The organism is Rhizobium mongolense subsp. loessense (assembly GCF_900099775.1).
Lineage (GTDB): Bacteria > Pseudomonadota > Alphaproteobacteria > Rhizobiales > Rhizobiaceae > Rhizobium > Rhizobium loessense.
This window is the reverse complement of record NZ_FMTM01000002.1, coordinates 326622-339263: the sequence shown is the minus strand read 5'-3', so window position 1 is coordinate 339263 and position 12642 is coordinate 326622. Positions and strand designations below refer to the sequence as shown.

9 protein-coding genes are annotated in these 12642 nt (G+C 60.7%); 7 read left to right on the top strand and 2 right to left on the bottom strand.

Translation table 11 applies throughout. The annotated features are described in order from the left end of the window. Together BLP23_RS09245 and BLP23_RS09240 are read right to left on the bottom strand one after the other, a co-directional pair. Complete coding sequence (locus tag BLP23_RS09245; RefSeq protein WP_092584953.1) at nt 1-1512, bottom strand: glycerol-3-phosphate dehydrogenase; 1512 nt, start codon at nt 1510-1512, stop codon at nt 1-3. Nucleotides 1513-1550: 38 nt separating this feature from the next. Further along, nucleotides 1551-3125 carry an FGGY-family carbohydrate kinase gene (locus BLP23_RS09240; protein WP_092584583.1) on the bottom strand — a complete coding sequence of 525 codons (1575 nt, stop codon included), beginning with the start codon at nt 3123-3125 and terminating at the stop codon, nt 1551-1553. Between the two features lie 798 nt (nt 3126-3923). Between BLP23_RS09240 and BLP23_RS09230 the strand changes: the two genes are divergently transcribed. The 7 genes from BLP23_RS09230 (at nt 3924) to BLP23_RS09200 (ending at nt 12640) form a co-directional block, all read left to right on the top strand. After that, nucleotides 3924-4580: a DUF2291 domain-containing protein gene (locus tag BLP23_RS09230; protein WP_092584581.1), complete on the top strand. Its 657-nt coding sequence runs from the start codon at nt 3924-3926 to the stop codon at nt 4578-4580. Further along, a complete protein-coding gene (locus tag BLP23_RS09225; protein ID WP_092584580.1) occupies nt 4577-6121 on the top strand; it encodes a sugar ABC transporter ATP-binding protein in 1545 nt (514 codons plus the stop codon). Before BLP23_RS09230 ends, BLP23_RS09225 begins: the two co-directional genes overlap by 4 nt. Nucleotides 6122-6144: 23 nt before the next feature. Next, on the top strand, nt 6145-7197 hold the full coding sequence (locus BLP23_RS09220; RefSeq protein ID WP_022714020.1) for an ABC transporter permease: 1053 nt from the start codon (nt 6145-6147) through the stop codon (nt 7195-7197). 111 nt (nt 7198-7308) lie between these two features. Continuing rightward, nucleotides 7309-8256 carry a D-ribose ABC transporter substrate-binding protein gene (locus BLP23_RS09215; RefSeq protein WP_092584579.1) on the top strand — a complete coding sequence of 316 codons (948 nt, stop codon included), beginning with the start codon at nt 7309-7311 and terminating at the stop codon, nt 8254-8256. Between the two features lie 179 nt (nt 8257-8435). Continuing rightward, nucleotides 8436-9278 carry a DeoR/GlpR family DNA-binding transcription regulator gene (locus BLP23_RS09210; protein WP_092584578.1) on the top strand — a complete coding sequence of 281 codons (843 nt, stop codon included), beginning with the start codon at nt 8436-8438 and terminating at the stop codon, nt 9276-9278. A gap of 36 nt (nt 9279-9314) precedes the next feature. After that, on the top strand, nt 9315-10865 hold the full coding sequence (locus tag BLP23_RS09205; protein WP_092584577.1) for an FGGY-family carbohydrate kinase: 1551 nt from the start codon (nt 9315-9317) through the stop codon (nt 10863-10865). A gap of 29 nt (nt 10866-10894) precedes the next feature. Continuing rightward, a complete protein-coding gene (locus BLP23_RS09200) occupies nt 10895-12640 on the top strand; it encodes a glycerol-3-phosphate dehydrogenase/oxidase (protein WP_092584576.1) in 1746 nt (581 codons plus the stop codon). The last annotated feature ends 2 nt before the right edge of the window (nt 12641-12642 follow it).

Here is a 12642-nt window from a genome sequence, read left to right as displayed (position 1 = left end):
TCACGCTGCGGCAAGGCGGATTGAAGCAAACCACTCGCCAAAGGCTAAACGTTCCGCTTCGCTCAGATGCAGGTAATGCTTGGTGCGGCGGTAGAGGATGTCCTCGGCCGTAGCGGCCCATTCCGTCGCAACGAGATAGCGGGCCTCGGCCTCATAAAGCTGCCCGCCGAAATGCCGCCCGAGCCCTTGGATGCCAGTCGCACCCGCAATCACATTCTTCGTGCGGGCGCCATAGAGACGGCCGTAGTGATGCACGAGCTTGCGAGGCATCCATGGATAGGCATCGCGCAGGCTGTTGGCGAAGGTCTCGTAGTCGGCATTCGGAATTTCGCCGCCGGGCAATGGCGCCTTTTCCGTCCAGTCTCCGCTCATGTTCGGAAAAATATGCTTGAGACGTTGCATGCCCCGTTCGGCAAGTTCACGGAACGTGGTGATCTTACCACCGAAGACGTTGAGCAGAGGAGCGCCGCCCGTCTCGTCGAGATCGAAGACATAGTCGCGGGTTACGGCGGACGGATTGCCCTTGCCGTCGTCGAAAAGTGGACGAACGCCGGAGAAGCTGTGCAGTACATCCTCCCGGCGTAGCTTCTCCTTGAAGTAGCGATTGACCGCCTTCAAAAGATAATCGATTTCCGCATCGTCGGCGGACACATCCTCGGCGCGGCCTTCATAGGCGATATCGGTCGTCCCGATCAGCGCCTTGTCGCCCTCATAGGGGTTGATGAAAATGACGCGCTTGTCGTGGTTCTGGACCAGATAGGCATTGGAGCCGGCCCAGAACTTCGGCACGATGATATGGCTACCCTTCACGAGACGGACGTTGCGGTCGGAGTTCGAGCCGGTGACACGATTGATGATGTCCATTACCCAGGGGCCGGCGCAGTTGACGAGACATTTGGCGCGGAAGGTTCGCGTCTCTCCTGTGAGGCTGTTTTTCGTCGTAACGATCCAGCTGCCGCTCTCGCGACGCGCCGAGACAGCTGCCGATCGAGTGAGAATAGTAGCGCCTTTTTCCGCCGCGCTGACCGCGTTCAGGACCACGAGGCGGGCGTCATCGACCCAGCAATCGGAATACTCGAAACCGCGCGGGTATTGATCGAGGATCGGGGTTCCCTCCGGATCGCGCAGCAGATTGAGCGTCCGTGTCCCCGGCAGCTTTTTGCGGCCGCCAAGGTGATCGTAAAGGAACAGGCCGAGCCGCACGAGCCACGCCGGACGATCCTGCGGGCTGTGCGGCAGGACGAAGCGCATCGGCCAGATGATATGAGGCGCGGCATTGAGCAACACTTCACGCTCGATCAGCGCCTCGCGCACCAGGCGGAATTCGTAGTATTCGAGATAACGCAGGCCGCCATGCACCAGCTTGCCCGAACGAGACGAGGTTCCCTGTGCCAGATCGTCCTTATCGCAAAGCACGACTTTCAGGCCGCGGCCCGCAGCATCGCGTGCGATTCCCGCGCCATTGATGCCTCCGCCGATGACGAAGAGATCCACAAGGTCGGGTTCAGTCATGTCATACTCCTTCGATGCCTGCTGCATCAAAACTTGATTTACTCGCCTACCGGCGGTGTCGTTGCGGCTCGGGCGAGCTTGCCCCAGGCAGGCGCCATTGCCTGGCGCACATCGGTGTAGGCGGAAAATAGCCGGTCGAACCGGGCAGCTTCGTTTACGTCCGGAATCTCCGCGTCGCCGAGCAGCGGCGTCACCCAGTCGGCGATACATTCGTCCATGCTAGAATAGACGCCGACGGCCACCGCGGCCATCATCGCCACGCCGGCGGCCCCCGTCTCATCGCGGCGCGACTGGCGGATCGGTGCGTTAACGGCGGCCGAGAGTGAACGGCGAAGGGCGACCGAGCGTGTTGCGCCGCCAGTGATCCGCAACTCGTCGGGCATCGCGCCCATTGCCGCGTAGCAATCGCGGGTGGCAAGCCCCAACCCTTCGACCACACTGCGCAGCAGGTCGGGGAAGCCGTGGCGCGTAGAAAGCCCCGTGAAGCCCGCGCGTGCATTGGCGTTGACGAAAGGCCCACGTTCCCCAGCTTCGGAGATGTAGGGATGGTAAAGCACCGAACCCGGCCGGCTTTCCGCAAACCAGCCGTCGATGCGCGCAATCAGGTCTGCATGCGAAGCAGGCTTGCCCGCCTCGGCCATCAAGTAGGCGGCGACGTCCAGGATCCAGTCGATGTTGATCGTAGCGCCCATGTTGGTCTGGACCTGAGTGACGATGCCGGGGACGGGCAGGGCGATCACATATCCCGTACCCTCATGATTGAGCTGAACGTCAGCAACAGCCTTGGCACGCATGTGCACGCCCGTCGAACCGATCGTCGAGCAGGCGGCGTTGCGAGCGCCGCTGCGCACGCCCGCACCCAGCGCCGTCATCGCCATGTCGACATAACCAAGGCAGACCGGCGTACCGGCAAGAAGTCCCGAGGCCCTCGCCGCCTCTGATGTCAGCGGGTGAGTGATCTCGGTGCCGTCGATGATTTCAGGCAGAAGCGCCCGTCTATGGCTCAGGCCGAGCGCATCGATCACCACCGCATCATATTGCCGCGTCCGGAAGTTGCCGAAGGTAAAGCTCGCTTCGGATGGATCGGTCGCCCGTACGGTTGTCAGGTTGAGGTAAAGCCAGTCCTTGCAGTGCAGCGCCGTCTCCGCTCGGTCGAGAAGGTCCGGTGTGAAGCGATCCATATGGGCGAGTTGCGCACCCTGCTGGCAAGTATTGAGGCCGGTGCCTGTTGCCTCGAAGCGGGCACGGTTCGCATTTTCGCCGGCAAGCGACGTGACGGTGGGTGCGGCGCGCGCATCGAGCCATAGCCAGGCATCAGCGACCGGCCTATTGCCGCGGCCGACGAGCCAGGTGCCGTCGCCCTGGCCGGTGACCGCGACGGCTGCGGTGCGTGATGCGAGATTGGGTACTTCTTCCCCAAGGCCACGTAACGCGCTGGCGCAATCGAGCCAAGTCTGATCCAGCGCCTGCGTTGCGGAACCGTCGTCTCCTGTCGTGTATCTGTTGCGTACGAAGGCCGTGGCGATCTGGCGTCCGGACAGATTAAAGGCCACGGCCTTGATGACGGAGGTACCGGCATCTATCCCGATGATGATCTTCTCACTCGATGTCATCGCAGGGCTATCTCGCCTCTGTTGCGAACGCCTCGGCGGCTGTTGCGCGCGTCCAATTCAATCTGAAGTCCTCGCGATCGGCAAGTTTCGTTGGGGATTCGGCATCCGGTTGGCCGGCTGCTTCGGTCCTTCTGTCGCCTGCGGCAAGCTCTGCCTTTTGCAAATCCTGGATGAGATATGTAGCCGAACTTCAGACAAGCGCCTCGTTGCGGAACATAACATAATGATACCATAAGGCTAGTAAGATTTTTCTGGCATTGAAATTTTTTTCAGATAAAATAAATTGTATAAGAGTGTAGAAGACCACTTGCGAAATGATAGGCTGCAACGCCGTCGTCACCAGTCTCTGCTGCGTCGAATCTGAACAATATGCAATCAATACAGTAAGATACATGCCAATTCTGGGCGGAAAGCGGAGAGGCGAGTTTGTGCGTTCGCTTCCAATTATTCCGCGCTGCAGCGGGAAAAACTGAACGCGAAGTCACGCGTTTTTACTCGAGTTCTCGTCAAGTGGCCGTTGACACGCGCCAAAAATTATAACATGGTTTGCGACGTAAATAACACAATTCTATCACGGAGGCGCGCTTCCGGATCGAGAGCTGCAGGCCCTGGCGGTTGGAGGAGACAGTCGCCGGTCGTGCTGAGGAGGCTTCCAAATGAGGATTTTTGTCACGGTTGCGGTCCTGCCGGTGATCCGCCGATTGCTTGCTCTGGTGCGGAACGACGGGTCCGCCGGTCTGCGATTGCTGCCGCGCTCGCCCTTCTTTCCTAACCATTCAAGTCAAAGGCCGTCCGGACATGAGTACACCGCCTGATTATGCAGCATCAAAGCCGAGCAGCGGCAATTTCAAGCTCATGGCAAGCGCGGCGCTTGCCGTCATCGTCGTTGGGGCGATTGCGCTCGATACCACGGTCGTCAAGATCGGCTCCGCCAACGATGTCCGCCAACAGGCATTTTCCGCGGAGACGTTCGGCGCAGAGCAGTTCCCGAAGATTAAGGCGAAGGTCGAGGATCGGGCCGTTGCGGTCTCCGAGCTTGCGGCCGCAATCGCTGCCGACAAGAAGGCAGCCGCCGAGAAATACGGGACTGCGACGAGCACCGGACCGGTGATCCCTGTTACGCTGACGGGTGTCTTCGGCGCCCGCAAGGCGAACATTAGCGAGATAAAAGTCGATGGGTTGCCTCCCGAGACGGTGGTCCGTGTCCAGACCGGTCCTGCGGTCAATGGCACGGACCTCCGTGACGCGACCGGAACCATCGAATTCGGGCAGTTTACCAACCAGATCCAGTATCAGGATGCCGGTTCGGCCATCAACAACGAGATGAAGAAGACGGTCTTTGCAGGTCTCGATCCTGACACGCTGGATGGAAAGACGGCGACCGTTGTGGGTGTCTTCAAGCTCATCAACCCGAGGAACTGGCTCGTAACGCCGGTGAAGGTCGAGGTCAAATGAGCCAGCCGCTATGCAACTCCGGACGCCGGGGCGAGGTCGTTCTTGCCGCTCGCAACATCGCCAAGTCCTATGGCAATGTTCACGCCCTGAAAGGAGTGAACTTTGACATCCACCGCGGCCAGGTCACGACTCTGTTCGGAGAGAACGGCGCTGGCAAGTCGACTTTGATGAAAATCCTTTCGGGGGTCGTGCAGCCGAGTTCCGGGGAGATCATTCTCGACGGCTCGCCTGTCAGTTTTGCATCGTCGACCCATGCGCGCGGGTGCGGCATTTCTATCATTCACCAGGAGCTCAGCCTGGCACCCAATCTCAGCGTCCGTGACAACATCTTCATGGGTCGAGAGATCATCAAGGGTGGGGTTGTCGACTTCGCCGAGGAAGAGCGCCAGACACGTGCGCTCATGGAAGAGCTCGAGGAAGACATCGATCCGCTGACGCGCGTCGAAGATCTCCGCCTCGGCCAGCAGCAGATCGTCGAGATCGCGCGCGCCCTTTCTATCAATTCGCGTATCCTCATCATGGACGAGCCGACATCGGCGCTGAGCGCCACCGAAGTGGAAGTGCTCTTCAGGGTCATCCATGACCTAACCAGCCGCGGCGTCTCGATCGTCTACATCTCGCATCATCTGGAAGAAGCCCTGCAGATCACCCACCACGCCGTTGTCCTGCGCGACGGGAACATGACGGCCTATGCGGAGCGCAAGGATATCGACCTCGAATGGATCGTCCGCAACATGGTCGGCGAGAACTTTGATCTCGGCAATCCGCCGCAAGGCCATCAGTTCGGCGCAGTAGCGCTTTCCATCGAAAAGCTGAGTGTTCCCGGTCCTTCCGGCGCTGCCTATAATGCAGTCGACCGCCTTTCGTTGCAGGTGCGCGCCGGCGAGGTCGTCTGCATATACGGACTGATGGGGGCGGGGCGGACGGAACTCCTTGAATGCATCGCCGGTCGCCTGCGTTCGAACGGCGGCAAGGTTCTGCTCGAAGGCCAGGACGTCGGCGGGCTCAGCATCGCGGGGCGCATCGCTGGCGGTCTCGTTCTTGTACCGGAAGATCGCCAGCGCGATGGCCTGGTCCAGACGATGACGGTCGGATCCAATCTGTCGCTTGCGAGCATCGGCGCCTTTACGAAGGGGCTGTTCACCTCCGGTCATCGGGAGCGCGATCTCGTCAACGATGCGATCCGCCGGGTGCATGTGAAGACCGATGGCGGCGCGGCAGCTATCGGCTCGCTGTCCGGCGGCAACCAGCAGAAGGTCGTCATCGGCAAGATGCTGGCAACCCAGCCGAAGGTGATCCTGCTCGACGAGCCGAGCCGCGGGATCGATATCGGCGCCAAGGCCGAAGTGTTCAAGCTGCTCGCGGAGCGTGCCAAGCAGGGACTGGCGGTCATCTATTCGACGTCCGAAGTCAATGAATGCCTGAGCATCGCGCACCGCATCATCGTTATGCACCGCGGCAGGATATCGGCCGAGTTTGGCTCGGACGTCACCAAGGAAAAGATCATGGCAGCCTCCGGCGAAGCCGTGGTCGCGCACTAGCCTGGAACTATGGAGCGCTGAGTATGTCAGTCACAAACATCATCGAGAAGAAGTCGGTTTCCACCGGGCAGAAGCGCAATACCAACGTCGTGCGTCTCATCCTGGAAGGCCGGGCATTCTTTGCGCTGATCGTCATCATCGCAGTCTTCTCGTTCCTGTCACCCTACTATTTCACGCTGAACAACTTCCTGATCATGGCGTCGCACGTCGCGATCTTTGGCATTTTGGCAATCGGCATGCTGCTGGTGATCCTGAACGGCGGCATTGACCTGTCGGTGGGCTCGACGCTGGGGCTTGCAGGCTGCATCGCTGGCTTCATGATGCAAGGCGTCACGCTCAACTATTTCGGCGTCATCCTCTATCCGCCGGTCTGGGCCGTCGTCATCATCACATGTGCGCTCGGTGCTTTGGTGGGTGCCGTCAACGGCGTTTTGATCGCTTACCTCAAGGTGCCGGCCTTCGTCGCTTCCCTGGGTGTGCTTTATGTAGCCCGCGGTATTGCGCTATTGATGACCAATGGCCTGACCTACAACAATCTCGGCGGCCGGCCGGAGCTCGGCAATACCGGGTTCGATTGGCTCGGCTTCAACCGGCTCGGAGGCATCCCGATCGGCGTGATCGTGCTCGCGGTTCTGGCAATTGTCTGCGGTATCGTGCTCAGCCGCACGGCCTTCGGCCGTTGGCTCTATGCCTCGGGTGGTAACGAACGTGCAGCCGACCTTTCGGGCGTCCCCGTCAAGCGCGTCAAGATCGTCGTCTATGTGCTGTCGGGTGCCTGTGCCGCGATCGCCGGCCTGGTCTTGTCGTCGCAGCTGACCTCTGCCGGTCCGACTGCCGGCACCACCTACGAACTGACGGCAATCGCAGCCGTCGTCATCGGTGGTGCAGCGCTGACGGGCGGCCGCGGTACGGTTCGCGGCACCATGCTCGGGGCCTTCGTCATCGGCTTCCTCTCGGACGGCCTCGTAATCATCGGGGTCTCAGCCTACTGGCAGACCGTCTTCACCGGGGCAGTGATCGTTCTCGCCGTCCTCATGAATAGCATCCAATACGGCCGCCGGGTCAAATCCTCCTGACGGCTTCAACTGAACTTATCCGCGACGGCAGGCTGGATTCCATGAAGGCCGATTGGGGAAAGCACCGCCGGGTCTCCGGCAATAACTGAGCTCACTAATGGGAGAGAGACTATGTTTAAAAAAGGCATGCGCATTCTTCTTGCCGCCGCAACTGTGGCACCGCTTCTTGCAGGCTCGGCCTGGGCGGCCGGGATGATGACGATCATCGTCAACGACCCGTCGAACCCCTACTGGCTGACGGAAGGCAACGTTGCCAAAGCCGCCGCCGAAAAGCTTGGCTATACCGCCTCGGTCAGCGCGCACAAGGGTGACACCAACACCGAAAGCAACCTGATCGATACGGCCATCACCAACAAGTCGGTTGCGATTATCCTTGATCCGGCGAATGCTGACGGTTCCGTCGGTGCGGTCAAGAAGGCCGTTGCCGCGGGCATTCCGGTTATCCTCGTCAACGCGGAAATCAATCAGGAAGGCCTGGCGAAGGCGCAGCTCGTTTCCAACAACGCCCAGGGTGCAGCACTGGGTGCCCAGCAGTGGGTCGAAGCCATCGGCGATAAGGGTAACTATGCCGAACTCTTCGGCGCACCGTCGGACAACAATGCCGCGACGCGCTCCAACGGCTATGAGACCGTGCTTTCGCAGTATCCGGACCTGAAGAAGGCTGCCAAGGAAGTCGCCAACTGGGACCGTACTCAGGGCCATAACAAGATGCAGTCCATGCTGCAAGCAAACCCGGACATCGTCGGCGTCATCTCTGGTAACGACGAAATGGCGCTGGGCGCCATCGCCGCTCTCAAGGAAGCCGGCAAGCTCGCCAGCATCAAGGTCGGCGGTTTTGACGGATCTCCGGATGCTGTTGCGGCCATCAAGGCAGGTGAACTCCAGTACACCGTCCTGCAGCCGGTTGCCGTGTTCTCCGAAGAAGCGGTGAAGCAGGCAGACAGCATGATCAAGACCGGCAACACCGGCGCCAAGAGCGAGAAACAGCTCTTCGATTGTCTGCTGATCACCAAGGACAATGTGGATAAGTACACGGGTCCGTTCGTCTTGTCGCAGTAATCGTCGAAGGGGCGCTCGAAAAGGCGCCCCTTTCAGCGACGGCGGCACAGGTCGCTCGGCGCCTCGGATGCCGGAAACGCTATGCGGGCCGCAGCCGCCCGTTCCATGTCGCCTTTTTGCCTTGGGGCGGCAATCACTGTACGAAGCTGGGATCCAGAGTTCAGCGACAAGGGTGACCCGTGACACAGAAGACGAGCCAGGGCGACGATCTGTTGGACCAGCTTACGAGCGACAGCCGCCAGACGCGCCAGATCGCTCGCCGGCGCATGATTGCCGAAGCCGTCATGAATGAAGGCTCGATGCGGATAGAAGACCTCACCGACCGTTTCGGGATCAGCCTGATGACTGCTCATCGCGACGTGGACGAACTTGTCAGCCGCGGTCTCTTCAGGAAGACGCGCGGCATCGTCACTGCGGCTGCCACCAATCTCATAGAATCAAGCGAGGTCTATCGCTCGAACCGCCAGTCGGCGGAGAAGAAGCTGATCGCCGAAGCGGCGATGCAGTTCGTTGAGCCGGGGCAGGCCATCTTCCTCGATGATTCGACCACGGTCCTACAGATGGCGGCGCATCTGCCGTCGAAGGTACCGGTCACGGCGATCACCAATTCCCTGACGCTCATGAACGCGCTGAAGGGCATGCACGACGTGACGCTGCTCGCACTCGGTGGACAGTATTACAACTGGTGTAACGCCTTCATGGGTCGCATGACCATAAACGAGATCAGGGGTCTCAGGGCCGATGTCGCGTTCATCTCCATGTCGGCGATCAGCGACGGCACGGTGCTGCACCAATCCCCGGAGACGGTCGATACCAAGCGTGCGATGTTCGACTGTTCCGTCAAGCGCATCCTGCTTGCCGATCACACGAAGTTCGAGCAGCGGGCGCTTCACAGTTTCGCGGCACTGGACGAGTTCGACGTCGTCATCGTCGACGACAAGACGCAGCCGGTGCACATCGATCGCATGCGGTCCAGAAATATCAACGTTGTCATAGCCAAGGGTGCCGGAGGGCGCTCGTGACCGGACAGGCCGTTGCCGATAGCGAGGTAAAAGCGAATGCCGAGTCTGCTCGGGATCGATAGTGGCCTGACGGTCACCAAGGCCGTCATCTTCGATATTGACGGCACGCCGCTCGCGGTCGCCCGGCGCCGCGTCACGCAGTTTATCCCAAGGGCCCGCCATATCGAACGGGACATGGACGAATTGTGGAGCGCGACGGCAGATGCGATTCGGGAGGCGATCACCCTCAGCAATCGGCCGGCAAGCGACATCCAGGGCATCGCCGCAACGGCCCACGGAGATGGCATCTATCTGCTCGACCACGAGCGGATACCTTTGGGTCGAGCCATCCTGTCCCTGGACAGCCGGGCCGGTGCCGTCATCGATCGGTGGATGGAAAGCATTGTCGCCGACCAAGCCATCGAGCTCACGGGTCAGATCCCGCATGTCTCCGCACCATCGGCACTGCTTGCCTGGATCCGCGACATGGAACCCGAGCGGTTCAAACGCATTGGTCATTTCCTGAGCTGCAAGGACTGGCTGCGGTTTTGCCTGACAGGCATCGTCGGTACGGATCGCACGGAGGCAAGTACCTCCTTTACCGATGTGAAGACACAGGAATACAGCCAGGAGGCCCTGAGGCTCTTTGGGTTGCAGAAACTTGTCCATGCGCTACCGCCGGCCGCGCGTTCCGATCAGATCATCGGGCGGGTGACATCTGAGGCGGCGCATCTGACCGGCCTTGCCAAGGGAACGCCGGTCGTTGCCGGGCTGCATGACGTGACGGCCTCCGCGCTCGGGGCAGGCGGCTATGCCAAGGGCGTCGTCGCCGTCATTGCCGGTACCTATTCGATCAATGAGACGCTATCGTCGGAACCGCGAGTCGACCGGCGTTGGTTCTGCCGCAACGGCATCGCGCCGGGCATCTGGAACAACATGTCGATCTCGCCGGCATCGACCGCGAATTACGACTGGTTTCTCGACAAGCTGTGCGCCGGCGAGCGGACGAAGGGCGAGGCGCAAGGCAGCTCCATTCACGCGCTGCTGGCGCCGGAAATCGATGCGGCTTTCGATCGGCCATCGACGGCGCTCTTCCATCCCTATCTGTTCGGTTCGCCCTATGGTGCCTCGGCAAGTGCCGGCTTCTTCGGCCTCGGCGGCTGGCACAATCGCGGCGACATGCTGCGGGCCGTGCTTGAGGGTATCGCTTTCAATCATCGCATCCATGTCGATGCACTTGGCGACGGCTTTGAATTTGAAGAGGCAAGGCTTGCCGGGGGTGTCTCGCGCAACCCGCTGGTCGTTCAGATGTTTGCCGATGTGCTCGGCATACCGGTGACCGTGACCGAAACGGATGAGGCCGCTGCCTGGGGTGCTGCCCTTTGCGCCGGATCGGGCGCCGGCGTTTATGCTGATCCGCAGAGCGATCCGCGCGACATCACCCGCATCGCGAAGACGTGCCAGCCCGATGCGGCACGCAGCGCGAACTACGACAAACGCTACTGGGTCTTCCGCCAGATCGCCGACGCTATGACGCCACTTTGGCCGAAAATTGCCGGCCTTGCGCCGGAGCAATCGGTAACCGACGAGGCAGAACCCCGGCACTGATGTGTGGGCGATTTAGGACGAACAAGATCATGACTCCCGACATGCAGCAACGCTTCTCGAACCTTGGAGAGGGCGACATCGACGTTCTGATCATCGGAGCGGGCATCAATGGTGCCGGACTGTTTCGCGACCTTTCGGCGCAAGGCGTCAATTGCGTGATCGTCGACAAGGCCGATTTCGGCTCCGGGACGAGCGCTGCGCCATCGCGCCTTATTCACGGCGGCCTGAAATATCTCGAGACGGGCGAGTTCGGCTTGGTCGCCCAGTCGACGTTGGAGCGCAATTTGCTGCTGAAGAACGCTCCGCATTGCGTCGAGCCATTGCCTACTTTCATACCGGTATTCTCCTGGACACGGGGTATTTGGGCAGCGCTGTGCACGCTGCTTGGCTCCAAGACTGCGCCACGCAGCCGGGGGGCCGTTCTCATCAAGATCGGGCTTGGGCTCTACGATTTCTTTGGATCACGCGACCAGGTCATGCCGCGCCATCGGCTGATCCTGAAAAGGACGGCGCGCAAGGAAATGCCGCACCTCACCCCGGCAATCGTCGCCGGCGGAATTTATTACGACGCCAAGATCAGCAGGCCTGAGCGGCTCGTCTACGAACTCGTCATGGACGGGCTCGAGGCAAATGCGAAGAACCTTGCCGTCAATTTCGCGACGCTTGCGGTAGTCTCCGGCGGACGCCTGACATTCAGGCAGCCGGACGGCGGCGAATTCGCAATCTCTCCCAAACTGGTGGTGAACGCCGCCGGTCCCTGGATCGATCATGTCAATGGGGCGCTCGGCGCTCCCTCTCGGATGATCGGCGGTACCAAGGGTTCCCACATTCTTCTGGATCATCCTGAGCTGGTTCGCAGCCTGAACGGCCACATGATCTATTTCGAGGCCGACGATGGGCGCATCTGCCTCGTCTACAGCTACCTCGGGATGGCGCTCGTCGGTTCCACAGATATCCCTGCCGACGACCCGGATAATGTCCGCTGCGAGGAACCGGAAATCGAATATTTTCTCGATAGCGTCCGCACGCTGCTGCCGACGCTTCGCTTCGATCGTGATCAGATCGTCTACAGTTATAGCGGCATCCGTCCGCTGCCGGCGTCTGAGGCGACCGCCCCGGGGCTGATCAGTCGCGATCATTCCGCACCGGTGAAGGAGCCCGAAGAAGGCAGGCCGTTTCCGATCATCTCGCTGGTCGGCGGAAAGTGGACGACGTTCCGCGGTTTTGCCGAAGAGGTTGCCGATTCCGTTCTCGCGCGCCTGCAGCATGTTCGCAAGCAATCGACCCGCTACCTGCCGATCGGTGGCGGAAAGGCCTTCCCAATGGATGTGCAGCAACGAAGCATCTGGATCAGGGAAATCGCAGCGCGGACCGGCGCGCCGGTCGAGCGCGTGGACGAACTGCTTGGCCGCTACGGAACGACGGCTGCGGCCGTGCTCTCCTTCTCGTCGGCATATTCCGATGAACAGCGGCTGACGGGCGCGGGGCACTACAGTTTCAAGGAAGTCGACTGGATTGCTCGAAACGAACTCGTCGTACACCTTTCAGATATCGTCCTTCGGCGTACGACGCTTGCTATCGAAGGCCGCTTGAAGCTCGAAGGCTTGCGGGAAATCGCCGGTCTTGCCGGGGCTGCGCTGGGCTGGAACGCCGAACGCATTGCAAGCGAGATCGAGGATGTCGTCATCCAGCTTGAAAAATTCCATGGCCAGACGCTCGCAAACAGGATGCCTGCCGCCGGGCCCGAGCAGGCACAGCACCCCGCCTCAGCGTAGGC